The organism is Paenibacillus sp. W4I10 (genome assembly GCF_030816325.1).
Lineage (GTDB): Bacteria > Bacillota > Bacilli > Paenibacillales > Paenibacillaceae > Paenibacillus > Paenibacillus amylolyticus_B.
In genome coordinates, this window is record NZ_JAUSXX010000001.1 from 6,373,882 (window position 1) to 6,400,879 (window position 26,998).

Sequence of the window (26,998 nt, forward strand, 5' to 3'; positions counted from 1 at the left end):
TACGGTGATGAATTCTTGTTGATTTGGAAAAGAGGAGGTTAGATATGCTGCGAACGTTGTTGGGGGAAAAGCCACGTATAAACGAAGGTAAATTGAAGGCAGCGATGGACGCAATGGCGCATACGCTTGAGTTATTTCAACGACAAATGCATGTGGACCATGATCCCACGCATGACTATCGGAAACTGTATGTGTGGACTCAGGGACTCATCTCCTCACTGGATGAACTGGAGCAAAGCTGTTTCGCTGCTGCTCATTTTCGCAATAAGGTCGTTGCAGGCTCAACGGAAGATATGACGGCGACTGAAAAAGCCGAGTATGCACGGTATGTGTATTTCTACAAAGATGGCTTTATCCGCTGCTTTGCCATCCTGGATAAGGTGGGCACGGTATTAAATGAAATATTCCAGTTGAATACTTCAAATACCAAAGCGCATTTTTCTTATTTTACAGTGTTAAGGCAGTTCGATTATGCGAGGGAGCATCATGATCTTGCGTTGCAATTAATACAGATCAAGGACTCTTATCGTGAGCCGATGAGCAAGCTGCGCAAACGACGTAATATGGAAATTCACTACATGAACTCAGAAATGCACGATGACCTGTGGCAGTTACATCAGACCTTGCAAGGTAAAGTAAAGTTGGAGGATCTGAATCAGCATGTGCAGGAAATGCGTCAGGGCGTGGATATGGTCTGTGAAACATTAACAGCCTCTTATCGTTATATCAACAGAATATGGAAAAGAAATAATTCCCTTTGACAAATCGGAATACTTGGAATATACTGAATTTCAATCGAATGTTACGCGGATATAATTGATATTTCGGAAGTTACGTTCACATTATAAAGCATAAACTACATGAACTTATAAAATCCTACAACAACATATTTCTTATCGAGAGCGGCGGAGGGACAGGCCCGATGAAGCCCGGCAACCGATTTGTAACGACATGATACATGTATCATTCGTTATAGATGTTAGGTGCTAATTCCTACAAAATGGTGCAAGACACGATTTTGGCAGATGAGAAGGTATATTCTTTCACGTGAAGAGCCCTCTTTGTATCTGCAAAGGGCTTTTTTTTGTACTTTAAGGGGAGTTTTCCTTTAGATCGGGTAAAGATACATGTAGGTGGTTGGAAAGGGGCAAGTGCGATTGATTGAATTAAAAGGTTTAACGAAAATGTACGGCAAAGGGGCAAAATCTACAACAGCGTTATCCGAGCTGAATTTGAGCATCCAAAAGGGCGAAATCTACGGCGTGATTGGCCATTCTGGAGCGGGCAAAAGTACATTGATTCGCTGCATTAATTTGCTGGAACGGCCTACGGAGGGTGAAGTATGGGTTGATGGGATCAACCTGACTGAACTGAGCAAAACCGAACTGCAGCAACAGAGACGCAAGATCGGGATGATTTTTCAACACTTTAATCTGTTATCTTCGGCAACGGTATATGATAATGTGGCTTTTCCACTAAAGCTTGTGAATACACCCAAGGATGCCATTGATCGCAAAGTGAAGGAAATGCTCAATCTCGTTGGTCTGGAGAACCATAGCAACAAATATCCAGCTCAATTATCAGGTGGACAGAAACAACGTGTGGGGATTGCGAGAGCACTTGCGAGTGATCCGAATGTACTTCTTTGTGATGAGGCTACTTCAGCACTTGATCCACAGACGACAAATTCAATTCTGAAGTTATTGCTCGACATTAACGAAAAGTACAACCTTACCATTGTGCTGATTACACATGAGATGCATGTCATCCAGAACATCTGTGACAAGGTGGCTGTCATTCATCAAGGTGGTATTGTGGAACAGGGACCTGTAACCGAGGTGTTCCTGAAGCCGCAGCATGCGATTACACGAGACTTCATGATGCGTGACCATGAAGCTGGACTGGCTCTGGAAGAGACCGCTCTGGCGAATGCAGGCATTGAATTGCAGGCAGGTGTTGCTTCGAAACTTGTGAAGATATCCTTTCTGGGGAACAAAACATATGAAGCGATTTTGTCCAGAACGGTTCGTAAGACGGGTGTGGATTTTGCCATCCTGCAAGGAACGATCTCTACGATCAAACAGGTTCCGTATGGACAACTGACCGTTCGGTTCGAAGGTGATTCCAATGCGATTGATCGGACGATATCCGAATTGACCGCTGAGGGACTTGATGTGGAGGTGCTTCGTTAGATGGATTTTTCAACAGTTCGTTGGGAAGAGGTTGGTAAAGCTTCCATAGAGACACTGCAGATTTTGGGTGTATCAGGCCTGTTCACCGTTATCTTGGGTTTACCGCTCGGAGTTCTGCTGTTCATGACAGCCCGATCTGCTTCAATGAAGTCACGGACAGTCTACACTATACTATCCCTGATTGTTAATATTTTGCGCTCGGTCCCATTTATCATATTGATTGTTGCTCTTATTCCATTCACTCGTATACTTGTCGGTACAGCTACGGGGGTTCTTGGCGTCATACCTCCTTTGGTTATTTCAGCAGCTCCTTATTTTGCTCGATTGGTGGAGACAACGTTGCGAGAAGTTGACCGGGGGGTAATTGAAGCAGCACAGTCGATGGGTGCATCGACCGGACAGATTGTAAGACGGGTGTTGTTGCCTGAGGCACTGCCTGGCCTGCTCGCTGGGATAACGATCACCATCGTTACGCTAGTCTCCTATACGGCGATGGCGGGCATGGTTGGTGGTGGAGGTCTGGGAACACTGGCTATTAACTACGGATATTTCCGTTATCAAAATGAAATCATGATTATATCCGTGGTGTCGATGATTATTCTCGTGCAAATTCTCCAGATGGCTGGAGATCGCTTGGTTACATTTTTCACCAGGAAATAACACATAGATAACATGATGGATATGCATTCATGCGGACGCCACATGAAAAAAATGATTAGAGAAGGGGTTTTACACATGAAAAAATGGTCTTTTGCTCTACTTAGTCTTATGTTAATTGCGGTTCTCGCAGCTTGCGGAAACAATAAGGACGCTGATAGCGGCGCAGATAATTCAGCAGGTGCACCACGTACGGTTGAATTGAAAGTTGGAGCTTCACCTACACCACATGCAGAGATTCTGGAAAGCATCAAGCCTGAACTGGAAGCACAAGGTATTCGTTTGCAAGTCGTTACGTTCAATGACTATGTACAACCCAACCAGCAACTTGCTGATAAAAAATTGGATGCAAACTTCTTCCAGCACCAACCTTATCTGGACACAGAGAATAAAGAACGTGGATTCAACCTCGTTTCTGTAACACCTGTTCATGTTGAACCTTTTGGTGGATACTCCAAAAAGATTAAGTCTTTGGATGAATTGGCTGACGGCGCAAAAGTAGCAATTCCAAATGACCCATCCAATGGGGGACGTGCTCTGTTGTTGCTCGCGAAGGAAGGTATCATTACGCTGAAAGACAACACAAATATTACATCTACGATTCAAGATATCACAGCCAATCCGAAGAACCTGGATATCATCGAGCTGGATGCAGCTATGATGCCTCGTCAATTGGATGAAGCGGATCTGGTATTCATCAACGCTAACTATGCGCTTGAAGCAAACCTGAATCCAGCGAATGATGCTTTGTTGATCGAAGATCTGCAAGGTAACCCATACGCGAACATCCTCGTTTCCCGTGAGGATAACAAGGATGCAGATGCAATTCAGAAACTGGCTGCTGCCTTGCACTCCGAAGAAGTAAAAGCATTCATCAAAGAACGTTATAAAGGTGCAGTTGAACCTGCAACTGAATAATTCACGATATGTATGATATGATGTGAAGCTATTAAGAATAAGCCGTATATCTCTTCTGAAGAGATATACGGCTTATTTTATGTTTCTTAATCTGTGCTGACGTGGGGATTAATAAGGGAAGGGTTAGGGCTTATCTTGTTTCTCCGCGTTGGATGGATGCCCGGATTGGCGGTAGTATGATAATTCATTCTGATCAGCATACTGCTGCTCATCTGCTTCTTGCAGGTACGTTCTCTCGGAGGGAGAGAGTGTTTCTTCTTCTCCGTGTGAGCTTTTGATCTTGTATCTGATCCAACCGATTAACCCAAGGACGACAATCAGGATCAAGGCCCATCCTTTTTTGAGCAAAAGAAGAGCACTGAATTTCTGGGAAGCCGTATACCCGATCCCGCCCATCAGAAGACTGTTGAGCCCTATAGTGGATGTTTTGTCAGTCGAAGCATTGTACTCCTCGTAGGTATATCCTGCATTGATGCTAAGTCGATTAAGGACAGTTTCCTCGAATGCCTGGCGGCTCTGTTGAAAGTTAGCCGTATCTGTAACCAGAATGGCTGTGATGTACCCTTCGCGTGTCAGGAGTTTTACATTGTAATTGACCATGGCTTGCTGATCAGCATTCTTAAAACCAAGGGAGTAGACTAACTGATGTTTGGTACTGTCATATGCCGGTTCGATTTCCCACCCCGTTATGTACGTTCTGTATTCAGGATCAAGTTCTCTGTTATCTTCTTCTGTGCCTCGGATATAACTGCTTAACAGTTCTTCGGCACTCAAATTTTGATCGTCATCATGGATATGACCTGTTTTCACGTATTCAAACACAACATACCACGAGCCGAATTCACTATTGCTGGTTAGGCTGCCGATTTCATTCCCGTTAGGCTTCCCGTCACTGTTAAGTATCGAGCGTTGGGTATTGGCCTTATCCAGATAGGAATGGCTTTCAGGGACTTCCAGGGTGGCCTTACCGTCCAGAGAGACAGATGCTGGTCCAGTAATCCAATCGTACTCATCAGGCGCTTGCTCGCTCTCACTTGCCGCTGATACCTGTATGGCACTAGAAACTGTTAATAAACTCAACATTAAAAGCGTAAGAAATGATATCCATCTTTTGTTCTTCATATTCATGTAGAAGTCCTTTCGAGTTATATCCTCGACAGTACCATAGGTGTTTGATTTCAATCAAGATATATTTGGAATTTAAGGTGGATAATCCCTTGTGGATAAGCGAGTTGTAGGAGGACGATAAATCTTTTATACTGGATAGTGACTGCTCTTTGAAGAGGGGGATGAACGTGAAGGGAAAGGTTGCCCTCATAACGGGAAGTGCCAAAGGTCTTGGTAAAATGACGGCCCTCAGTCTGGCAGATCAAGGGTGTCATATTGCCCTCAACTATGTACACAGCAGAACAGAAGCTGAGGCTTTAAAGGCTCAGATTATAGCCAAGGGTGTGCGGTGCATTGCCATCCAGGCTGATATATCCAAGGTGGAAGATATCTCTTCATTGGTTGAGCAGGTGGAAGGCAACCTGGGCAGCATTGATATTTTGGTGAATAACGCAGGTCCATTTGTCCGTGAACGACGATTATTTGCGGATTATTCTGAAGCTGAGGTCCAGATGCTTGTGCAGGGAAATCTGTTGGGACCGATGTTACTGGATCAGCGTGTATTGCCAGAGATGAGACGCAAGCAATGGGGGCGCATTATCCATTTTGGCTTCAGTCATGCTGGAGAAGCGAGATCTTGGCCTCATCGCGCCGTATATGCGGCTGCCAAGGTGGGTCTGGTATCTTTTACAAAGACACTCGCGGTTGAAGAAGCTCCGTATGGAATTACGGTTAACATGGTATGTCCAGGTGACATTCGTGGTGCGAACAAAGAGAAAACGATTGATGAAATGGCAGGCATCACCGACGAGGAAACGCCAAGAGGGCGACCAGGTAGCGGTGAAGATATTGCACGAGTGATTACGTATCTGTGCCTTGATCATTCTGATTTTATAACGGGTAACATTATGGATGTATCTGGAGGACTTGATCCGATTCGTCCAACCATACAGCGCGAGGATACTTAAAAGGTGAATTGAAGGATTGTACGTGGAAACGGGTCAAGGTGACTGTGAACATGGACTCTCTGCATATGCACACAAAAAAAGAGCCCTCCGCTTCATGCGAAGCGAAAGGCTCTTGAGGTTTATTTCGTGAAGGATTGATTAGAATACTTGTACGACTTCTTGTACACCCTCAACTTCTTCGAGAAGGGCACGTTCAATCCCGGCTTTTAAGGTAATGGTGGAGCTTGGGCAACTGCCGCAGGCACCGACCAGTTTCAGCTTAATGATGCCGTCCTCCACGTCGACCAGTTCCACGTCACCGCCATCGCGCTGCAGGAACGGACGAAGTTTATCAAGCACATCAGATACCTCATCATACATGGTGCTTTGTGCGTTTTCGCTCATATTGTTCAACTCCTTTCCTTCCTATATTATATTACAAATGGCCACAAATTAAAATGGTCAAACAAAGCAGGTGAACTTAAATGAGACCGATTATTGAATTTTGTGCCAATAATATGCATTTTGGCACAGATGAAGTCATGGATCAACTGGAAGAAAATCCAGACTATGACGTGATTGAATACGGCTGCCTCACCAACTGCGGCCAATGTTCTATGACTCCATTTGCACTGGTGAATGGCGAAGTTGTCATCACGGACAAAGTGGAAGACCTATATAACGCCATTCTGGCCAAAGTTGCCGAAGCCGATGCATGGGACGATCTCGATCTCGACTAACCGAGATGGCGCTTGGACATCCAGAGCACACCACTTTTCAAAATACGAGGTACACGTCCCATCATGGATGTTTTGCCCATCAGCCCAAACCCAGACTTCTTGCCGAGTGCACCGAGTGTGCCACGAAGCTTGAGTGGATGTGGATTGGGCTTTTCGCCTTTCCAGAGGGCATGCTGAATATGGGCGATCTGCTCACCCTGTACTTCCGCAGCTTGACCGCTAGGTGCATATGGTACACTGGCACAGTCACCAACGACATACACATCGGTATATTCCGGGATTTGGTAGTATTCATTCAGGACGACACGTCCTTGAGGGTCTTTGGTCACGTCCAGATCCTGTACCACTTTTACCGGCTGAATGCCTGCAGTCCACACGACAGCATCCGTTAGAATCTGTTCATCCCGGTTATAGATGGCATTAGGTTCAACACGTGAAATGGCGATATGCCCGCGTGTCTCTACCTGATGTTCGTTGAACCATTCATGCACATACACGGATAGACGCTGCGGGAAGGCTGATAATACACGTTCACCACGATCCAGAATGCTGATGTTTAGATCCGGTCTGCTCTCACGAAGTTCGGCTGCCATCTCGACACCACTTAATCCCCCGCCTACGATATGCACATTACCATAGGCTTTGACTTCATTAAGGCGCAGGTAGGTCTCGCGTGTTTTGCTAAAGCTCTGAATGGTACAGCTGTAGTCTTCGGCGCCTGGTGTATTGTGGAAACGGTCTGTACAACCAAGTCCAATAACAAGCTTGTCGTACACGAGTGGATCTTGACCTTCAAATTCAATCTGACGCTGTTCCAGGTCAATCGAAGTAACTTCTCCATAACGGTAAGTGACTTTATCGCTCACTGGGAATTGGATACGCAGGTCATAATCAGATACGGTTCCTGCTGCGAGTGCGTAATATTCTGTCTTTAATCCCTGAAAGGGGCTGCGGTCCACCAAAATAATTTGTGTATCGGATGGAATTTTACCCTCCAGAAGTTCCTTGATGATGGTGAGGCCGCCATAGCCGCCTCCAAGAATGACGAAATTTTTCATGACTCGGCTTCCTTTCTGCATCAGTCCCACTGAAATGGGGCTGTAAACTGTGGAGCAGCTATGCAATAACATAGCTGCTCCTTTTGTTTGGTTTTGAATAATTAAAAAGTAGACGTTGAAAATTGAAGATATTATTCAGCAGTTTGCACCACTCGAATTCAAACGTCTCCCTATAATGAAAGCTGCGTTTTGGAGTGGTGCTGGTGCAATATTGGTTGTGGATGGAGTTATGTCCTATTCGTATACTTGAATTTCATTGTAGAACGTATCACGTTCTACCGGAATACGTCCTGCACCTTTAATGAGCCAAATGAGCTCTTTACGTGTAAGGCCTTCAGGTGTGAGTGCACCTGCCGCATGACTAATCCGTTCGCGAACGATCGTGCCGTGTGCATCCGAAGCACCAAATCCAAGAGCAACTTGAGCTAGCTGTGGACCGATGTTAATGAAGTATGCTTTGATATGATCGATGTTATCCAGCATCAGACGGCTGATCGCAATTGTTTTGAGATCCTCATAAGCCGAGTTACGACGCATAATGCTCGCGTTTTTACTTTTTGGCTGCATGGAAAGCGGGATGAAGACCATAAATCCGTTGGTCTCGTCTTGCAATTCACGGATCTGCACCATATGGTTGACGCGGTCCTCATAGGATTCGATCGATCCATACAACATCGTAGTATGTGTACGCATGCCGAGATCATGAGCTGTACGGTGCACCTCAAGATAACGATCCACGTTGGCTTTGTCTACACGCATTTTTTTGCGATATTCATCCGACAGAATCTCAGCGCCGCCACCAGTCAATGTTTTCAGACCTGCTTTTTGCAGCTCTTGCAGAACTTCTCTGATGCTGAGTCCGCTAATCCGTGTGAAGAAATCAATCTCGGCTGCCGTGTAAGCTTTCAGTGTAACATCCGGATATTTCTCGTTTAAAGCACGCAGGGAATCGACATAATATTGAAAAGGAACATGGTTGTTATGTCCGCCTACGATATGGAACTCACGTACGCCCGGATGAATATGCTGTTCCACATAATCGATCATTTCCTGACCGGATAATGTATAAGAGCCTTCTTCACCCTGGTCTTTGCGGAAATTACAAAAAGCGCAGTGGGCTTCGCATACGTTCGTAAAGTAAAGACTCATGTTCTCGATGAAATATACTTTCTTACCATTCTTCCGCAGGTTGGCCTCATTGGCCAGCTGGCCCAAAGTCAGCAGATCATCTGTTTCATACAGATATACGCCGTCTTCTACGCTCAGCCTTACGCCGTTCTGCACTTTCTCAACGATTTCAGCCATTCTTTTGTCTGTGAACGGTGTTACCAATGTAGACATATTGTTTCCTCCTGTTCTTAACCGGATTTGAGTTGTGTGTAGGATCTGCATACAGAACTACATAGAAAAAATGCGGTCAACTGCCGCCTTCTTAGTTGGACTAACTCTTATTTACCCGGTGCAGCGTGTGCTGCATATGAAAGCTAAATTTTTTCAAAAAATGGAGTCTGTTGACTCATATATGCATTGGGGACTGTGTTACAGTCTCGAAATGTGAAAAAAATTACAACTCCAATTATGACCATCGTCTGAATAAGTCATGACAAAATAACGACATTTCAGTGCGACCACCTATTCATTATAAACCTCGTGTCCCGGGGGTTCAATACACTGGGAAGAAAAAGGAGTACAGGGGGAACGCGGAAAGAGGCAAACATGACTTGAGACCCTTGACGGGGTGGAGTATAATTTAAAGAAGAGTTAATGAAAGGTTGTTCAAAAAGTACGCTTTTGATTACGAAGGATGCCTAGCGGCATCTCAGCATCGAATATGGGATTCAGCCGAAATGTCCGTTGCTCACGTAGTTTTGCCTACGCTCCGCTACTCCATTTCTATCTTCATCCCATCTTCTTGGTACTGAAAAGCGCCCTTTTTGAACATGATTTTATATGAAAAAGGAGAGTGACCTGGCATGATTAACATCAGCGAAACGGCTGCTGACAGATTGAAAGAGATGCTTGCACAGCAAGAGACACCTGGTATGTTCCTGCGTCTTGGCGTAGCACCGGGCGGTTGCACCGGATTTTCGTACGCCATGGGCTTTGATGATAAAGAGTCCGATGAGGACCTGTATATGGATATTCAGAACATGAAGGTTGTAGTCGAGAAGGAAAACCTGAAATATCTGAATGGACTTGAAATTGATTTTGAAGAGTCCGGTATGACGGGTGGATTCACCATCCATAATCCGAACGCGGTAGCCACTTGTGGTTGTGGATCTTCTTTCCGTACGAAGGAAGATGCGGGTGTGCCTGATAAGGATTGTTAAGAAACTGAGTTGTACAGCGGTTTCCCAATTCTGTTTTGAAATAAGCAGTTTGCAATCTCTTTAATAGATAGCCTCTGAATTGTATCCGTTTTGCACGGGCATGATATCAGGGGCTTTTTTGCGTGTACTGAAAGTATCATGGTTGACAAACTTAGTTGTAACAACTATAGTTACAATATAAAGTTTAAACATAAACCATATCGATAATTTAAAGGAGAGATCATGATGAATATTGCAATCATTGGTGCAACAGGCAAAGCAGGAAGTGTAATTTTGAAAGAAGCGGCAGACAGAGGGCATAAAGTAACGGCAATCGTTCGTAATGCATCCAAATTGGAAGATAAAAGCTTGGATACGCTGGAGAAAGATGTATTTGATCTTACAGCTGAAGATGTTAAAGCGTTCGATGTGGTTGTAAATGCATTTGGTGCACCGGCGGGTAAAGAAAACCTGCATGTGGAAGTAGGACAAGCGTTGATCAACATCCTGAAAGATGCACCAAACACTCGTCTGATCGTTGTGGGTGGAGCAGGAAGCCTGTTCACAGACGAGTCCAAGACATTGCGTCTCTTTGAATCCCCAGGATTCCCTGATGCATACAAAGCAACTGCAACGAACCAAGGCCAAAACTTGCAGGATCTGCAAGCATCTTCAGGTATTCAATGGACATTCTTGAGCCCGGCTGGATTCTTTAATCCAGAAGGCGTACGCACCGGCAAATATCAAGCAGGCAACGATGTTATTCTCGTGAATAGCGAGGGCAACAGCTACATCAGCTATGCTGACTATGCGATTGCTTTGGTTGATGAGATTGAGAACCCACAACACAAAAACGAGCGTTTTACCGTTGTTGGCGAAGTGAAGTAACACTTTTAAATGATAATATGGAAAATACAAACGGACGCTGATCTTCACAGATCGGTGTCCGTTTTTTTATGTTATCGAAGAGGGAGGTTCTGCAATAAAGTTAGACAGGTTAGATTATTATCGTTCAACTTCCAACTATGCTTTTGAATCTATGTTATATTATTCTAAATATGGGATGTAAATATGTTTATATGGAGGATTACTTTTCTTAATCGGATGTTCTGCGAGCCTAAAAGTATAAGGGAGTGAACAGTTGTGAAGATGTATTCTAAAGGAATTATACTATTGATCTTTGTGGTTTTAATGATTAGTGAATCGAGTGGTTCGGGGTTATCCCAATATCCAAACGTTAAAAATGCGATGAATCAAATTCACATCACTTCTCTCTATCCGAAAAATAAGAATGGACAGACATATGGTTCTGCCGCATATGCGACTTCTCCAGAAACCGAACCTGATTTAATCTTGGCTACTGGTGTGGATGGTACAGAAGGATATCTGCTGAAAAAAGATATGGATGGCGAGCAACCAAAAACACCTGAAGAAGCTATTGCGATACAGAACAGCAGATCACCAGACGGGTGGGATATTCCACTGTATGACAAGGATGGTGAAACCGTAATTGGTGTGTTTCATGTTGGAGGAAAGTGAAGGTAACCAAAATAGATCTAATGTGACGCTACCATGAAACATTAAAGAAATGAACACCATTCGGCAGTTGATCAAAAGGGTCGGCAGCTTTTTTGTTAATGTAACGGCAGAATAGTGAAACCATTTTAATAAACTAATCGTCAAAAAAATGAATAAACTACTTCACGTTGCGGGGGGAGAACTTGATGTATTTTAAACCTATCCGTATTGTATTAGGGCTAGTTTTTTTTATCATTGCTGGGTGCAATAACGAGGTCACGATGTTGGGTATAGATGAACTCACGATCACAGGTGATCAAAAGACTGCCACAGAATATGTTAAGGCAAAAGGTTATAAAATTTCTTCGTACGATGGTCAAGTTCAGAAATACACTCTAAACAAAGACAAACTACTCTACGGGATAACGGAAACGATACCATATAGACAGACCTGGGCGGTTCAAAAAGTAGAACCCGAACAGTATTTCGGAATGGAAATATCGGTATATAGCTTTACAGTAACAAACCATCCTCTGGGAACGTTTGACGATAGTAAATCCAAAGTTTCAATATTACTTTGCGAAGGCAAAGTTATAGGAGGGACATCCTTCCCAAATGCAGCAATGGATGGGGCACCATATTCGTTGGATGGTAAAACATTGGAAGAAGTAACGGGAAAAAGTTTTCAAAAATGGAGTGAAGAATGGAGAAAGAAATACGGTACTTAAAAAGTCAAAGCTAACGGACAAAATGTTCAACATATATCTTTCGACGGATACGAAACTTAATTGCGCACAAATAGTTGCGATACGAAAACCTAACGAAACTATACTTTTGTTGAGAGGAGGGATGACATGGATTGGCTTATGAGGATGAATCGGGCATTGGATTATATTGAAATGAACTTAGTTGGTGAGATCGAATTGAAGGAAATTGCTCAGTGTGCTTATTGTTCTTCACATCAGTTTCAGAGAATGTTCTCGTTCATTACCAACGTTTCACTTGCGGAATATATACGAAGAAGAAGGCTAACTCTGGCTGCAATTGAATTGCAGAATAGTGATAGGAGAGTTGTAGATATTGCCTTAAAGTATGGGTATGAATCACCGGTATCATTCGCAAGAGCTTTTCAATCGTTGCATGGTGTTAATCCAGCGATGGCTCGTGAAGAAGGCATTGCCCTCAAAGCCTATCCTCGGCTTTCCTTCCTTATTTCAATTAAAGGGGAAGAGCCGATGAACTATCGTATCGAAACAAAAGAATCTTTCGAAATATTTGGAATCGAGAAAGTGTTTCAATTAAATGGTGCAGAAACACCGGCAGAACTATGGAAACAAAGCCACGAAAACGGTGAGGTTGAAAGACTTGCTACAACTGCCGGTAATCTACCGAACTCTTTGGATTCGAATTATCATAAAGTGCATGCCGTATGTAGCTACAAAAAAACTGGGGAGGATACTTTCCCATACATGTTGTGTGCATTTAAAGGTGAGACAAGTAAAGCCGATGGTTACACAAATATAACGATACCAGCACACACGTGGGCGATCTTTTCATCTGATCCCTTTACATGGGATAAATTCGATGAAACCATTGAAACCTTATATAGACGATTCTTTACTGAATGGCTTCCTACGACAGGATATGAACAGGTCGACGGAATGGAATTTGAAATTACTGGAGTTAAAGAAGGACTGAATTTTGTTGAGCTATGGTTTGCTGTAAGAAAAATATCTTAGTTTATTTCTTTTAGATTAGTCTTGAATAATAACTTAATAAAGACAAATGGAGCAACCAACTGTGTCCGATCAGTTGGTTGCTCCATTTTTTCATTCACCTAACTGCCAGGGAAAATGCAACATTTTTCCTGTTAAACAGGTCAATAAAGATGTACGAATTAACATGATGAGAAGAAGGTGGGAGAACTGAAGCTTCGTATACTCGCGTTAATATTTTTTATATCCACCGTTTTCTTTATCTCAAATGCACAGCATGCTAACGCTTTGTCATGTGCCGAATCGGCAAGTCCCCAAGAAGAGTTAGAAAGAAATACGGGAGCTGTTTATGGAGAAGTAAAGCAAATAAAGGTGGACTTAAAGCAAAAGGGGTTTACGGGCACAAAAGAGAAAATTAGATATATTTTAGTGGAAGCTGAGAGGAGTTGGAATACTGAAGTTGACTCTCAACTAATTATCGGAACTAACTATACTTGGGGGTTTGATTTCAAGGAAGGCAACAAATACTTAATATACTTTAGCGAAGTGGATGGCGAATTAAGTAGTAGTCCGTGCAGTTTGACTATCGAAATGAATAATCTTAATCAAGCAACTGAACTATTCGGGGAAGGATATCCACCAAAAAAACAAGTGAACGTAGAACACAAAATGTGGTTTATGTTTGAGCAAGACATTGATTTGTATATCGTAGGTATATTCGTATTAGCGGCGATCTTTATCCTCTTTATGATAGTAAAAAAGAAAAAGCGCAAAGTATAGTTTGGTAGCGCTAAACAGGGAATTTTGCTCAAAGAAAAGTCATTTGAACTAGGAATGGATTCCTGTATGACCTATTACCCCCTTTACTTAAACGAGGATCGAGGCGTATAATCCGTTGAGATATCAGAGCAATAAGAGGGGATATAGTTATGAATAATGGATTAACCAACGCGATCATTGCGTATATCATGTGGGGAGTTCTCCCACTGTATTGGAAGTTGTTTGAAAATGTACCGGCAGGCGAGATTTTATCGCACCGGGTAGTCTGGTCATTTGTCTTTATGGGGATTTTCGTTGCCGTCCAACGTCGTTGGAGTGACATGAAGCGCATTCTGACCAGTCATTCGACCCTGCTGTCCCTTACCGCGAGTGGGCTGCTAATTGCTATTAATTGGCTTATCTTCATCTGGGCAGTTAACAATGGTCATGTTGTTGAGACAAGTCTGGGCTATTATTTGAACCCGTTACTGAATGTGCTACTGGCGGTTGTCTTCCTTCATGAAAAGCCAAACCGTGGACAATGGCTCGCGATTGCCATTGCTGGTGTCGCGGTGCTTATCATCGCTATCGACTACGGACGTTTCCCATGGGTTGCGATCTCACTGGCCGTGTCATTTGGCTTGTACGGTCTGGCGAAGAAGAAGATTAAGCAAGACGCTTCTGTGGGTTTATTTTCGGAGACCGCTGTAGTTCTACCCGTCGCACTGGGCTACTGGATCTACTTAGCCATAGTAGGAAAAGCAACGGCATGGACGCTGCCTGCACCCATGTTCATCGAATTACTTCTAGCCGGCGTGGTGACGGCGCTGCCGCTGCTGTTCTTTGCAAGGGCGGCTGCTCGAATGTCGTTGTCCACACTCGGCTTTGTGCAATATATCGGGCCGACAATCATGCTGATCCTGAGTGTGTTCGTGTTCAAGGAAACGGTCTCGCCAGTTCTGCTCGTTGGTTTCGCGCTGATCTGGACAGCGCTTATCGTATACGCTGCCGCATCGATGCGTGCCACGAGACTTGCTAAGGTCAACGGAACGTAGAGGTATTCTGGTATCGCCATCATTGCTCTGTCTGCCAATAAGGTGGACAGGGCAATTTTCGTTTGTGGGGAAACGATGGAATGAAAAAACTAAGAAGGCAGCTGATCAACGTTATGGTAAAATACAGGAGTAATAACCAAAAAGAGTAATATAAAAACGAGGAGGCGACAGATATATTATGGTTAGTGACCTGTACCGTAAACGTGGTTGGTTCTTTTTAAAGAATGATGTAGTTCAGACGCTATTTCAGTTTTCTATTTCAGCAATAATCGGTAGTATATATGGGTTCATGATGGTCAACGAGACGTTAGGTGGATATATTAATAAACTATTACCAAGCACGGATGGTCCGGATCTTCATTTATATCTGCCCGTTGTGATAACGGTGTTCATCTACTCATGTTTTATTCAGAAGAGACAACGGATTTTACTTGAAAAAATCTCATTTAGTTGTCTCCATATTTTTATTGCCCTGCTAGGCTGTATTTCTTCAGTTGTTGTGTTATTGGTGATCTAAACCAAATCCTACGTATCTAAACCTTCAGCCCCATCAACTGCATCAATGACACCGACAGCGAGTGTTGTTACCGCAGCGGCTGCTAAAAGATTCTTGGCACCCAGCTTGACTCTGTCCTTATCTTCCTCTTTCATGCCTACAACAACATCTTTACCGCTGTTATATACATACTTGGCTGATATCGCTACACCTTTTGCAGTATTGGTTACAGCACCTCCAATATCGGCAAGCCCCGCGTCTATGGCGGTATCATCTTTTCGAATTGCACCACTGGCAAGATCATATGTCCCGCTAGCCAGTTGTCCAACGGTTTTGCCTGTATTGATCGTGGCTTTCTCTACGCCGTTCCCGATTTCTTTGATAAAAGGACTTCCTGCAAGTTCACCCACAACCCGCACACTACCGCCCAATACTTTTCCGGTAACTTCCCCAGCCAATTGACCTATCCCTTTTAAAAAACTCATCCATTTTCCCCCGCTCCAATAAGAAGTTGATCCTATGTGTTATCTCAATAAACTTATTATATTCATATGTATGCCAAAAGAACATCAGTCTCCAGCCCGAGTGGCGCACCCCTCCTCGATTGATCGCGACACGCTTGAGAAGTGCCTGATCCGCCCCCGGAACGCCCACCACGCTGCATCCTTAATGCACTTCATCACAAAAAGGCGCCACTCCCACCGGAATAGCGCCTTCAGCCCTTGTTTTACCTTACTACTTAATCCCATTTGACTACACACGGTTTTAGAAGTGCCTCACACAGAAGCAGCAACGTAGTGGAGGGGGCGGAATCGATTCTGAAGAAGCGGAGCGTTCGCCTTTATCCCCGGATTTTCCCCTAATAAGGGAATTCATTAAAATCTGGGGATAACAGCGATCATAAGAACGATCCGCCACCGGAACGCCCACCACTGCTCCCATCCAATCTTCTAACCTCTCCGTGTTCTAGTCAATAAATCCTTCCATGACAGCCGTCGGCATCATATTAGACTGCCATGCGCCTTTGCCGTAGCCGCCGTTGTATCCTGGTGTAGCCTGAGGCTCCCAGTAGAATACACCTTTACCTTTGCCATTTGGCAAATTGCGGATTTGGTTTTTCATCGCGGCAACAAAACTTTTTCCAGCTGCAGCCTGGTTATTGTCCATGCCAATTTCAGAGATGATGATCTCTTTGCCATAACGGTTGATCATATCCTTGGCGTTGTTTACCGTATTTGTCACAGCGGTGTTCCAGCCGGAAGCTGAAGGATAGAGGGACATGGCAATCATGTCAAAGTTAGCTCCGTTATTAATCAGACCACCAATGTTCCATACATAGAGGGCGTTATCATCTCCACCTGCCAGATGCACAATGGTTTTGGTGCCGCTGCTCAGGGACTTCACTGCATTATGGCCTGTGTTCACCAGCCACGCATAGTTTTTCATGTTGGTGGATGCTTTGCCATCTTCCCATAACATGCCGTTGCTTGTTTCATTACCGATCTGTACCCAGTCAGGGGTAACGCCTTTGCTTTGCATCGCCGTCATAACTTCACGAGTGTGGTTCCATACCGCATCCATGAGCTGTTGGAACGTATAGTTTTTCCAGGCAGCAGGTTTGGTCTGTTGACCAGGGTCTGCCCAGGAATCGCTATAGTGCAGGGTAAGCATCACACTCATGCCAGCATTCTTGGCACGTTGTGCGAGTGCAGCCGCACGATCCTTATTCATGTAACCGTTCCCATAATCATTCGAAGGATTAACGAATACCCGAATGCGAACGGAGTTGATTTGATAGTCTTTTTTCAAAATATCAATGATGTCACGCTGTACCCCGTTTTTATCTTTCCATTTGTAGCCTTGGGCTTCCATTCCGGGAACCCAACTGATGTCGGCTCCTTTGGCGAAACTTGGTGCTGCGCTGGCATGCTGACCTGCGGGCAACAGGATGGAGGTGAATAACAAAACAAAAGCCAACATGATGGATGTCTTGAAACCCCTTACATTTCTAAACATTACAAGATGCCTCCTCGGATTTAGGTTGAGTTGCATCCTAATTATAGCCATCCTGGTTTGCTCTACTAAAGGGTCCATTTCCAATATTTTGGGTGTTTTCTCAACCTCTCTACAGAAAATGAGAAAACAAAAAGCCGTCCGAAGACGGCTTTTCTACCCGTGGCGCTTTTTGAAACATTGATCCGTATCCCGCGCCTCCACCAGACTCTTTTAATTTGAGCTAGTGGATCGGGTAAGGGACACGTTCAACATGACATTAGAAATGTTGACGCACCTCCTTTCCTTGTGGCAAGAGTATACAACACCTTGTTTCGGAAAGCTAGTCTTTTTTACGTATTTAAGCAAAATTATTTTTCAGTCTGGAACATCGTGATATCTCGTGCATAATGGCTCTTTGTTCCGTCATTGTTTCGAATGCGTACACTGTCTTCACTGATCCGCTCCACAATGCCACAACCGACCTCGCAATAGACACCAGCCGGATCTTCCTGCCACGCGCTTACCATACATTGAGATAGTGCAGCCGTGAAAAACTCTATATTTTTTTGTAACGTTCTAGGTTTGTTGGATTTCATTATATACTCCTTTAATCAAATATATTTGGAATGAGAACAAGCAACCGGACCAAATCACACTGTACTTCACTTTACTCTGTCTATTGACCTTTGTAAAGGGATGGAAAAAGTTGCGGCCATGAGGTATCATTTACATAAATTTTACGTAGCGTTTACACTGCGCTGACGCTTGATGTTGATTACGAATAGTACAATTATATGAGAACTTCTAACCAAGAATAGATATGCAACACATTCGGAGGCCATACATGCATAGAGACGTCAAAACAGGTAACTACGTTAATCGTGATTTGAGTTGGGTTGAATTTAATCGGCGCGTACTTCAGGAGGCCCAGGATCCAACAACGCCTCTGCTGGAACGCATGAGATTTCTCGGCATTGTCGCTAGTAATCTGGACGAGTTCGTCAGTGTAAGGGTGGCAGAGACAAAAGAGAAGATCAAGGCCGGATTCACGCAAAAAGATTTTACAGGATACACGCCTTCGGGATTGTACCGCAGATTGATCAAACGAACCGGGACCATGGTCGCCGAACAGTATAAAACGTATCGTGAACTCATTCGTCTACTCGCCAAGAAAGGCGTGAACATTCAGGAATATACAGATCTTAATGTGACACAGCAGCGCGCAATGGACCAATACTTTCATGAAATTATTTTTCCGGTACTCACACCGATGGCGATTGACCAGAGTCGCCCGTTCCCACTGGTACACAACAAGTCTGTCTATCTGTCCGTGATGCTACAGAAGGAAGGGGAGCAAGAGGGAGAGCCGTTTATGGCTATTGTTCAGGTGCCTTCCAATCTGCCGCGGGTAGTTCAGGCTCCCATTCGGGCGAATAGCAAAAAGAAAACATTCATACTGATTGAAGACCTTATCAAACATCATATCCATACACTCTTCAGCGGATATATCTCACTTGCTGCACAGGAATTCCGAGTGACCCGCAATGCGGATCTGTTCATTAATGAAGAAGAAGCGGAAGATCTGCTTGAGGCTATTGAAAAAGAATTGCGACGCAGACGCCGCGGGGCTCCTGTACGACTGGAAGTCTGCAAGGATTTTCGTCCGGATGCCTTATTGGAATTGCAGGATGAATTTGATATTCAGGACCCGGTATATGAAATTGATGGACCACTCGATCTGAGTTTTCTGGCGGGATTCGTGGACAGTCTGGAAAGTTTCTCGCATCTGAAATACAGTCCGGTGAAGCCAGTCTACCCACTTGAGTTTCTGCCAAGAGAAAGTCATTTTGAGCTGCTGCGCAAACGCGATGTGCTGGTGCATCATCCGTACGAATCGTTTGAACCAGTCACTGATTTTATATTGGAGGCTTCGGAAGATCCAAGAGTTCTGGCCATCAAGATGACTTTATATCGGGTCAATGGCGATTCACGCCTTATTCCGGCACTTGCACTTGCCGCTGAGAGTGGTAAGCAGGTCACGGTGGTGGTGGAACTGAAAGCCCGGTTTGATGAAGAGCGCAACATTGCTTGGGCCCGTAAGCTGGAGAAGGCCGGATGTCACGTAGTATATGGACTGGTTGGACTGAAGACCCATGCCAAAATCATTCTTGTCGTACGCAGGGAACAGCAGGGGCTGAGACGTTATGTCCATGTAGGAACCGGTAACTATAATGAGAGTACAGCCAAAGTGTATACGGACGTGGGACTGTTCACCTCTAATCCGATTATTGGGGAGGATGCATCCGAATTGTTCAATGAGATTACCGGATACTCCGGTCCGAAGGCATTGCAGGCGTTCCGCGTAGCTCCGGATGGTATGAAGGATGAGTTGTTTGCACTGATTCGTAGAGAAACGGAGCACGCGCTGAAAGGGAAACCTTCCAGAATCATTGCCAAGATCAACTCCTTATCCCATCAGGAAATGATTGATGAATTGTACGAGGCTTCTCAAGCCGGCGTGCAGATCGATCTGATTGTGCGTGGTGTATGTTGTCTGCGTCCAGGAGTAGAGGGGCTCAGTGAAAATATTCGGGTCATTAGCATTGTGGATCGTTTTCTGGAGCATTCACGGTTGTTTTATTTTGAAAATAGCGGCAACCCGGATGTATTCATCTCCAGTGCAGACTGGATGACACGTAACCTGAATCGAAGAATTGAACTGATGTGTCCCGTATTTGATCCAGAGCTGAAGAAGATGCTGGTCGATATTCTTAATCTGTCCCTTATGGATAATGTCAAAGCGAGAGAGCTTATGCCTGGTGGCAATTATGTATTTGTAAAAAATGAAAAGCCCCCGCTGAGAAGTCAGACGGAGGCCATGGGTATTATCCCTTGGAAGCCTGCTGAATGGAGTGCGTTAACGTAACTCCCCAGGCTTCCTTCAGATCCTTGACAGCCTCTTCCAGGCCATCAAGTTCCAGTAACGGCTCAGCTGTACAGGTGAATTGCACCTGCAGCGAGTCGTTTTCTTTTGTTGCTTCAATCGCAGCGATGCTTTCGGATCGATTGATGGCTTCCGCTACGCGCAGCAGAGAGCCAATACGATGAGCATGGCGCTCATCCGAGTTTTTCAGAATGTCCCGGTGCTTATTCAGAAGCTGGGGCGTTCTTTTTTTTGGATGATAATCAGCTGCACTGGCACTTAGAATGGTCTCCCGATGAGAAAGTCCATAGATACTTGAATTCATGATCCAATAGGCCGAGTGCTGTGTATAACGGAAATAGTTAATCTGCTTACCTGCCATGTGCAGCATGGAAGATGCATACAGGATTCGGGCATCTGCTTGATCAGGAGGGGTACCTTGTAATGCCGTATACAGGGTAACCGTATCCTGATGAATCCGTTGCAGACGTTTCTCTGGAATAGGCGGACCAAAATGGATAAAGTTGCGGATACTGTCCTTCAGCGCGTCCGGAACGACCGGCTGACCTCCAGCCATGTAATCTCGCAATAACCCGTCTCGTAGACCCGCACCACTAACCACATAACGATCTCCCTGTATTAACTTGAAGACGGTTCGCAGGATCAGTACACCGGGCACAATGATGTCTGCGCGATCTTTGGCGAGCCCAGGTACCTTTTTGCGCTGTGCCGAGGTGAGATGTGGCAAGGAGCGAGCGATGTTCTCCATCGCTTCCTCACTGATCTCATAATGATGGGTGACAGGCAAAGAATACTGGGTACGCTTCTGTTCCACTTTGGCGAGTGTACGCATTGTGCCGCCAAGTCCGATGAGTGGCAGGCCGGGATGCTCACGAATCCAATCCTGTCCACGGAGAGCCTCAATGACTTCGTTGCATAATGCATTTGCATTCGCCTCGGTCCACTGATCTTCGCCCCCGTAACGGGCATGTGAATTCACTGCACCAATAGGGAGGGAGATGCTATGTAACCTCTTCCGATCCCGAAAGACCGTGATCTCTGTGCTGCCGCCTCCAATATCTACGACGAAACCGTCTGCCAGATCAATGGACTGAGTAACACCAAGGAAACCGTAATAGGCCTCCCGATCTCCGGATACACATTCGATGGTAAGCCCCGTCTCTGTCTCCAGCCATTCGATAATCTGCAGGACATTGCTTGCATTACGAATGGCTGCGGTAGCTGCTGCGCGAATCAGTTTGGTCTGATACGCTTCACAGGTCGCTTTGAATTGACGCAAGATGGTGATGGCTTTATCCAAAGAATGGCGAAGGATGGTACCATCTGGCTCAACAACGCTGCTCAGACGAGCAGCGTATTTGTCTTCATGAATGATGCGATAGGCTGCGTCCTGATCCAGTTCATATATAACCAGACGAATGGAGTTCGAGCCGATATCAATAATTCCTAAGGTTTCATTAGTATGTTTCATAAGCATCTCCTTCTACAGAGGTTCAACTACCCGAAGTGAAGAAGGGCAGCCATGGCTTCCGGTGAACCCGGCGGTGTGGCAGAGAAGGGCGTAGTTAGCATAACAACAATGATAAAGACGATGAAACAGGCAAATATAAGACAACTCACGGCAAAGCCGCGATTACGCTTTTGCATAAACAGTCGAATACCTGTGACAAAGAGAAGTACCGTAACAGCTACCAGAACGATCGACATTGCAAAATAGGCTACGCCATAAAGTGATTTGAAAAATGCTTCCATTTGTTCTGAACGCTCCTTAGATCCTCATATTTAAGCCCTTCCAAGCCATTCCTTAGTAGCATACGACAGATTGACTTGTTTGAAAAGCAAACCGGGCGCTTGTTCCCGTTTCCGCCATCACCCCTGGGACAGGTTACATGGAAAAGGGGCCTTTGCCGTGGACAGACATCCAAGAAAGCAAGGCTTCTGTTGAGTATGTATAAGGAAGGACTATTGTTTCAAGGAGGGAGATCAACCCATGTCGAGACAACTTGCAAGCAAATGGCGGAAGACAGCGGCTCTGATGAAATACCCGGTAGCGGCTGTCCATATCCCACAGACCAAGGCATTCAACTCGGGTAATCTGCTGCAAATGCTCAGTCGTTATGGAATGGTGTATGTCAAACCTATTGTAGGAGGCGGTGGTTACGGTGTCATTCGGGTATCGGCGAGCGGTGGGGCTTATCGATACACCCATATGAAAACGACCCGTTCTTTCGCCAGTTTCAGCCAGATGTATCGCTCTCTGGTGCGTGTAAAGGCTAGACGCAGGTACTTGATCCAGCAAGGCATTCATCTGGCAACGATTCAAGGGAGACCTGTTGATTACAGAGTCAAAGTTGTCAAAACCGAACGAGGCTGGGTATTCCGCTCTTTAGTAGGGCGACTCGCTCGTCCCGGACTCTGTGTGACAAATCTGAGCAAGGGTGGCACCATGTTATCAGGAAGGCGAGCTCTTGGTTTATCCCTGCCACATATATCCGGTCGGCACAAACGCCGGGAGATGCGTTCACTTACACTGACATGTACGTACATTATGGAAAGTCAGTTCCCTGGTGTAGGTCAGCTTGGATTTGATTATGGACTGGATTATTCAGGCAAGATTTGGATTTTGGAAGTGAATACCAGACCTCAATAGAAAATGAATGGGAAAACTCAAGAAAATTCAAGAAAAACCGATAATATATAGAAGAAAACGTTATGAAAACCGTTTGAAATTTTACATTACTGGGTAATTTACTCGCAACAAGTCTTGAAACTATGAATTTATTCCAAAAAAAATACGCTGATAAACGTTCTGACAGTAGTACAAACTTCCTGTGCATAAATATTGTCCACACTATACATGTTGATTACTCTATACTTTTTCCATTTATCAACAAACTATGCACAGGATTTCCACATATGATTGTGGATAACAAGAACGCTTGTTCTCTATATGAATCTCTGATATGATAGTTTTGAGGAAAAAAAAGGAAAGGTTGTGGCGGGAAATGGCTATGTTATCCGATGAGATGTTGTTGGATTCCTACCATAAAGCGATTGAGTTGAATCTCGAACGAGATTTCATCGCACTGCTGTTGGCAGAAATCCATAAGCGCAAACTGGGTACCGACGTATCTGCCATTCTTCACTAGAGATCCTCATTGCAGGCAATGTTACAGGTTTCCGGACAAGTCCCATAGTGAGACAGGCCATGGCGTGCTCGTCTGACAATGGTGACAGTACATCACATGATTGCAAACGTTTTCGACTTCGTCTGCCGTGTCAGAGGAAGGGTGGGATACGTAGGGGCTGTATGGTCCGGTGTAATCATCCAATTTGCCGCATTCTAACAGTCCCTGAAGGCAGTGGGGGCAAGCCTGCTCCGGTACAACCAGACCGTTACACAGCGGGCATATATAAGACAAGGGTATCCCTCCTGATATGGATTCACTCAGGAGTAAGATACCCTTTTTTGTATCAATATATGTTATTTCAGCAAAACTAGCGTTTCATGTTACTGCTGTGTCCTGGGGACAATTTGGCATCCGGATCGAAGTATACCTTTGCATTGTTGACGGCTGTTGGAGCTTCGCCGAATCCGACAGCGATCAGCTTCAGTTTACCTGGGTATGTTGTGATATCTCCGGCAGCGAAGATTCCTGGAATAGATGTTTCCATGCGGGAATCAACAACGATGGAGTTACTGTCAATTTCGATACCCCACTCGGCAATTGGTCCGAGAGAAGAGACAAATCCGAAGTTAACGATCACGTCATCTACTTCGATTTCCTGAGTTTCTTTGGTTTTCACATGGGAAAGGGTTACTTTGGTAATCGTGTCATCCCCATGAAGTTCCGTGATTTCGGTCGGTGTAACGACATTCACCTTGGAATTCATCAGGTTTTCGACACTGTGCTCATGCGCACGGAACTTGTCCCGGCGATGGATCAGCGTCACTTGCTCAGCGATAGGCTCCAGCATGAGTGCCCAGTCTACCGCGGAGTCACCGCCGCCACTGATCAATACCTTTTTGCCAGCGAAGGCATTCAGATCACTGATGAAGTAGTGCAGGTTGCTCTTCTCGAACTTGGCAGCACCTTCAAGCTCCAGGCGACGTGGTTCGAATGCACCTACACCAGCTGTAATAATGACGGCTTTGGCATGATATTCATTCTCATCCGTCTTCACGACGAAATGTTGTTCATCCTTTTTCTCCACCGATACAACCTTTTCTTCAAGGCGGATGTTCGGGTTAAAATGACTCATTTGCTCAACCAGGTTATTCACCAGTTCCTGAGCCGTTACTTTCGGGAATCCGGCTACATCATAGATGTATTTCTCCGGGTAAAGAGCGGCAAGCTGTCCGCCAAGCTGTGGCATACTTTCAACCAATGTAACGGATGCCTGACGCATCCCACCGTAAAACGCGGCGAACAGACCCGCAGGGCCTCCACCGATAATAAGTAAATCAGTCATATCATGACTGGAATTTTGTGCAGTCAAGAATCAACAACACCTTTCATATTTTAATAGGTAGTTAACAGAAAGAATGTGCAGGCTACGTATCGTAACCGGCATGGGTGCTGAACTGTCTTTCCTATTATAAACGGTGTATTCAGGGTTGCAAAGTTAGCGGCGTCACGAAACTGGGAACAATTGATGAAGATCAGATGAGAATAGGATGAAATTGGAAATGAAAGGTTATGAAAAATAACAAAAAAAACCTTGATCTTTACTAGAAATACAGATATCCTTGACCTGTACTATGTGTTTTTTTGTCTAATTTAGAGTCAATATGTAATATGAAGACAGATCCCGTGTTTTGTAGAATCTTGTGGTTAATTTCACAACTTGAAACGATAACTTGCGTGCAAACGTATCAATTTCATAAACCTTTAGTTGCTTCAATCAAGTCTAGATATAGATCAAAACGGTTCGATACGTCGATATCTAGTTTCATAAAATCCATTTTTAGTGAGTTATGAAATTGATGCAAACGTTTAAATAAATTCGCGAAGTTAACATTTGTTGTCATAATGGGCAAGACATCATCAATATTTGTAAGTATGTGCATTTTGCATCTCACCCAAGATCGGGCTGGTGCAAGTGAAACCGGAAGGGGTATAGACATGAGCAGTATTCCCAAAATCGTCATCCTCGGCGCGGGCTATGGCGGGATTCTGACAGCCCAGCGGCTGCAGAAGGAATTGAACTATAACGAGGCCGACGTCACATTGGTGAACCGGCATGATTATCATTATATTACTACACATCTACATATGCCGGCAGCCGGCACGGATACCATTGAGCATGCAAGAGTGCCCATTTCCAAGCTGATTGATGAGTTCAAGATTGATCTGGTCAAGTCTTCCGTGAAGGAGATTCGTCTGCAGGATCGGAAGATTATTCTGGAGGACGGCACGTTATCCTATGATTATCTGATTATTGGACTAGGCGGTGAGCCTGAGACCTTCGGTATTCCGGGCATGCTCGATCACGCGATGACTATCCGCAGCATTAACTCGGTCAGACTGATTCGAGAACACATCGAATATCAATTTGCGATGTACAAAAACGATAACAAACGAAATCGTATTCGGTTTGTCGTAGGTGGAGCGGGTTTCAGTGGTGTTGAATTCGTAGCTGAACTTGCAGATCGTATTCCACAGCTGTGCAAGGAGTTCGACGTGAATCCAAAACATGTGCACATCTACAATGTAGAGGCAGCGCCTTCAGCTTTGCCTGGATTTGATCCGGAACTGGTAGAGCATGCGATGAATGTGCTCAAGAAGAAGGGCGTTACTTTCAAAATTGGTGTTCCGATCAAGCAATGTCTCCCGGACGGGGTTATTGTGGGTGAGGGTGAAAAGCTTGATGCGGCTACAGTCGTATGGACCGGCGGTATTCGCGGTAACTCACTGCTTGAACAGGCAGGCCTTGAAGTGATGCGGGGACGTGTGAAGGTAGATGAGTATCTGCGTGCGCCTGGACATGAGCATGTCTATGTCATCGGTGACAATTCACTGGTCTTCAACCAGGAAGGGCGTCCATATCCGCCAACAGCACAGATTGCGATGCAGCAGGGCGTGAACTGTGCCAAGAACGTCGTGGCATCCATTCGCAAAAAACAGCCACAACCTTTTGTATTTACGAGCAAGGGTACGGTTGCTTCATTGGGTAAAGGTGAAGCCATTGCTGTTGTAGGCGGCAAGAAATACAAGGGCTGGAAAGCGGCTCAGTTGAAGAAGCTGGTTGATCTGCGTTATCTGTTCATCATTGGTGGTATTCCGCTAGTCCTGAAGAAAGGGCGGTTTTTTGGATGAGACATTGCAGTGTTCAGGTCCGGGGACTTTTAACACGTGAAGAGCTGGATCGATACAACGCCCTGATGCAGGTCGGTGGTTATCTCGAGGAACAGGATCAATATGATCTGGCCTACATTGTGCAGAAAGAAGTGGATATTCTCATTATGCCTGCGATTGAGCGGCTTAAAGAGAAGGGGCGTGACCGTGACCGGGCCACTGCCGAATTCCTCGAATCGCTGAAAGCGGTAGATGAGGAGGATGAAGATTAAGACTTTATATAAGTTGG

29 protein-coding genes and 1 riboswitch are annotated in these 26,998 nt (G+C 44.9%); of the genes, 18 read left to right on the forward strand and 11 right to left on the reverse strand.

Translation table 11 applies throughout. The features are described 5' to 3' along the window. The first annotated feature begins 44 nt into the window (after positions 1-44). From QF049_RS28635 to QF049_RS28650, 4 genes are all read left to right on the forward strand, one after another. Complete coding sequence (locus QF049_RS28635; RefSeq protein ID WP_307542282.1) at positions 45-761, forward strand: Cthe_2314 family HEPN domain-containing protein; 717 nt, start codon at positions 45-47, stop codon at positions 759-761. A gap of 129 nt (positions 762-890) precedes the next feature. Next, positions 891-1,032: riboswitch (SAM riboswitch) on the forward strand. A 125-nt stretch (positions 1,033-1,157) separates the two neighbouring features. Beyond that, a complete protein-coding gene (locus QF049_RS28640) occupies positions 1,158-2,192 on the forward strand; it encodes a methionine ABC transporter ATP-binding protein (protein WP_307542284.1) in 1,035 nt (344 codons plus the stop codon). Continuing rightward, positions 2,193-2,852 (forward strand): methionine ABC transporter permease, encoded by a 660-nt coding sequence (locus QF049_RS28645; protein WP_307542286.1) that lies wholly within the window; start codon positions 2,193-2,195, stop codon positions 2,850-2,852. A 75-nt stretch (positions 2,853-2,927) separates the two neighbouring features. After that, positions 2,928-3,767: a MetQ/NlpA family ABC transporter substrate-binding protein gene (locus QF049_RS28650; RefSeq protein ID WP_091037894.1), complete on the forward strand. Its 840-nt coding sequence runs from the start codon at positions 2,928-2,930 to the stop codon at positions 3,765-3,767. 123 nt (positions 3,768-3,890) lie between these two features. Here QF049_RS28650 and QF049_RS28655 read toward each other — a convergent pair whose 3' ends face one another. Beyond that, positions 3,891-4,850 carry a DUF2167 domain-containing protein gene (locus tag QF049_RS28655; protein WP_307542288.1) on the reverse strand — a complete coding sequence of 320 codons (960 nt, stop codon included), beginning with the start codon at positions 4,848-4,850 and terminating at the stop codon, positions 3,891-3,893. A 212-nt stretch (positions 4,851-5,062) separates the two neighbouring features. On the opposite strand from QF049_RS28655, the gene QF049_RS28660 reads away from it, so the two are divergent. Continuing rightward, a complete protein-coding gene (locus QF049_RS28660) occupies positions 5,063-5,842 on the forward strand; it encodes an SDR family oxidoreductase (protein WP_076319815.1) in 780 nt (259 codons plus the stop codon). Positions 5,843-5,980: 138 nt separating this feature from the next. On the opposite strand, the gene QF049_RS28665 is transcribed toward QF049_RS28660, so the two are convergent. Next, positions 5,981-6,226 carry a NifU family protein gene (locus QF049_RS28665; protein ID WP_053783253.1) on the reverse strand — a complete coding sequence of 82 codons (246 nt, stop codon included), beginning with the start codon at positions 6,224-6,226 and terminating at the stop codon, positions 5,981-5,983. Between the two features lie 80 nt (positions 6,227-6,306). Between QF049_RS28665 and QF049_RS28670 the strand changes: the two genes are divergently transcribed. Next, positions 6,307-6,561, forward strand: coding sequence for a YuzB family protein (locus tag QF049_RS28670; RefSeq protein ID WP_105601302.1), 255 nt, complete (start codon positions 6,307-6,309; stop codon positions 6,559-6,561). Here QF049_RS28670 and QF049_RS28675 read toward each other — a convergent pair. Further along, positions 6,558-7,619: an NAD(P)/FAD-dependent oxidoreductase gene (locus QF049_RS28675; protein ID WP_036673332.1), complete on the reverse strand. Its 1,062-nt coding sequence runs from the start codon at positions 7,617-7,619 to the stop codon at positions 6,558-6,560. The genes QF049_RS28670 and QF049_RS28675 overlap by 4 nt on opposite strands. Positions 7,620-7,853: 234 nt before the next feature. Beyond that, positions 7,854-8,960 carry an aminofutalosine synthase MqnE gene (gene mqnE, locus QF049_RS28680; RefSeq protein WP_124117482.1) on the reverse strand — a complete coding sequence of 369 codons (1,107 nt, stop codon included), beginning with the start codon at positions 8,958-8,960 and terminating at the stop codon, positions 7,854-7,856. Between the two features lie 632 nt (positions 8,961-9,592). On the opposite strand from mqnE, the gene QF049_RS28685 reads away from it, so the two are divergent. The 7 genes from QF049_RS28685 (at position 9,593) to rarD (ending at position 14,975) form a co-directional block, all read left to right on the forward strand. Beyond that, complete coding sequence (locus QF049_RS28685) at positions 9,593-9,949, forward strand: HesB/IscA family protein (RefSeq protein ID WP_062837974.1); 357 nt, start codon at positions 9,593-9,595, stop codon at positions 9,947-9,949. Between the two features lie 225 nt (positions 9,950-10,174). After that, positions 10,175-10,816 (forward strand): NAD(P)-dependent oxidoreductase, encoded by a 642-nt coding sequence (locus QF049_RS28690; protein ID WP_307543466.1) that lies wholly within the window; start codon positions 10,175-10,177, stop codon positions 10,814-10,816. A gap of 255 nt (positions 10,817-11,071) precedes the next feature. Continuing rightward, positions 11,072-11,467, forward strand: coding sequence for a hypothetical protein (locus QF049_RS28695; protein ID WP_307542292.1), 396 nt, complete (start codon positions 11,072-11,074; stop codon positions 11,465-11,467). A gap of 185 nt (positions 11,468-11,652) precedes the next feature. Continuing rightward, a complete protein-coding gene (locus QF049_RS28700; protein ID WP_307542294.1) occupies positions 11,653-12,174 on the forward strand; it encodes a hypothetical protein in 522 nt (173 codons plus the stop codon). A 126-nt stretch (positions 12,175-12,300) separates the two neighbouring features. Next, a complete protein-coding gene (locus QF049_RS28705; RefSeq protein ID WP_307542296.1) occupies positions 12,301-13,185 on the forward strand; it encodes an AraC family transcriptional regulator in 885 nt (294 codons plus the stop codon). Between the two features lie 177 nt (positions 13,186-13,362). After that, positions 13,363-13,941 carry a hypothetical protein gene (locus QF049_RS28710; protein WP_307542298.1) on the forward strand — a complete coding sequence of 193 codons (579 nt, stop codon included), beginning with the start codon at positions 13,363-13,365 and terminating at the stop codon, positions 13,939-13,941. 149 nt (positions 13,942-14,090) lie between these two features. After that, entirely contained in the window at positions 14,091-14,975 is an 885-nt protein-coding gene (rarD, locus tag QF049_RS28715; RefSeq protein WP_307542301.1) for an EamA family transporter RarD, read from the forward strand. A 525-nt stretch (positions 14,976-15,500) separates the two neighbouring features. Here rarD and QF049_RS28720 read toward each other — a convergent pair. The 3 genes from QF049_RS28720 to QF049_RS28730 form a co-directional block, all read right to left on the reverse strand. Continuing rightward, positions 15,501-15,956, reverse strand: coding sequence for a hypothetical protein (locus tag QF049_RS28720; protein WP_307542302.1), 456 nt, complete (start codon positions 15,954-15,956; stop codon positions 15,501-15,503). A 481-nt stretch (positions 15,957-16,437) separates the two neighbouring features. Then, entirely contained in the window at positions 16,438-17,487 is a 1,050-nt protein-coding gene (locus QF049_RS28725; protein WP_373428311.1) for a glycoside hydrolase family 53 protein, read from the reverse strand. Between the two features lie 347 nt (positions 17,488-17,834). Then, positions 17,835-18,062: a hypothetical protein gene (locus QF049_RS28730; protein WP_017692425.1), complete on the reverse strand. Its 228-nt coding sequence runs from the start codon at positions 18,060-18,062 to the stop codon at positions 17,835-17,837. Positions 18,063-18,310: 248 nt separating this feature from the next. On the opposite strand from QF049_RS28730, the gene ppk1 reads away from it, so the two are divergent. Beyond that, a complete protein-coding gene (ppk1, locus tag QF049_RS28735; RefSeq protein ID WP_091020823.1) occupies positions 18,311-20,392 on the forward strand; it encodes a polyphosphate kinase 1 in 2,082 nt (693 codons plus the stop codon). Here the strand turns inward: ppk1 and QF049_RS28740 are convergent. Then, entirely contained in the window at positions 20,352-21,881 is a 1,530-nt protein-coding gene (locus QF049_RS28740; protein WP_307542306.1) for a Ppx/GppA phosphatase family protein, read from the reverse strand. The two genes, ppk1 and QF049_RS28740, sit on opposite strands and share 41 nt — an antisense overlap. A 26-nt stretch (positions 21,882-21,907) precedes the next feature. Next, positions 21,908-22,162, reverse strand: coding sequence for a hypothetical protein (locus QF049_RS28745; RefSeq protein WP_017692428.1), 255 nt, complete (start codon positions 22,160-22,162; stop codon positions 21,908-21,910). 238 nt (positions 22,163-22,400) lie between these two features. On the opposite strand from QF049_RS28745, the gene QF049_RS28750 reads away from it, so the two are divergent. Together QF049_RS28750 and sda are read left to right on the forward strand one after the other, a co-directional pair. After that, positions 22,401-23,060: a YheC/YheD family protein gene (locus tag QF049_RS28750; protein WP_124117505.1), complete on the forward strand. Its 660-nt coding sequence runs from the start codon at positions 22,401-22,403 to the stop codon at positions 23,058-23,060. 355 nt (positions 23,061-23,415) lie between these two features. Next, complete coding sequence (gene sda / locus QF049_RS28755; RefSeq protein WP_017692430.1) at positions 23,416-23,559, forward strand: sporulation histidine kinase inhibitor Sda; 144 nt, start codon at positions 23,416-23,418, stop codon at positions 23,557-23,559. Positions 23,560-23,580: 21 nt separating this feature from the next. On the opposite strand, the gene QF049_RS28760 is transcribed toward sda, so the two are convergent. Together QF049_RS28760 and QF049_RS28765 are read right to left on the reverse strand one after the other, a co-directional pair. After that, positions 23,581-23,832, reverse strand: coding sequence for a hypothetical protein (locus QF049_RS28760; protein ID WP_124117506.1), 252 nt, complete (start codon positions 23,830-23,832; stop codon positions 23,581-23,583). A gap of 76 nt (positions 23,833-23,908) precedes the next feature. After that, the gene (locus QF049_RS28765; RefSeq protein WP_210437008.1) at positions 23,909-24,883 is read right to left on the reverse strand and encodes an NAD(P)/FAD-dependent oxidoreductase; all 975 of its coding nucleotides are present in this window, start codon (positions 24,881-24,883) and stop codon (positions 23,909-23,911) included. 653 nt (positions 24,884-25,536) lie between these two features. On the opposite strand from QF049_RS28765, the gene QF049_RS28770 reads away from it, so the two are divergent. Together QF049_RS28770 and QF049_RS28775 are read left to right on the forward strand one after the other, a co-directional pair. Next, positions 25,537-26,730, forward strand: a complete 1,194-nt coding sequence (locus QF049_RS28770) for an NAD(P)/FAD-dependent oxidoreductase (protein WP_145325110.1) — start codon at positions 25,537-25,539, stop codon at positions 26,728-26,730. Further along, on the forward strand, positions 26,727-26,981 hold the full coding sequence (locus QF049_RS28775) for a hypothetical protein (RefSeq protein ID WP_017692433.1): 255 nt from the start codon (positions 26,727-26,729) through the stop codon (positions 26,979-26,981). The genes QF049_RS28770 and QF049_RS28775 overlap by 4 nt, the downstream gene beginning before the upstream one ends. Positions 26,982-26,998 lie beyond the last annotated feature (17 nt).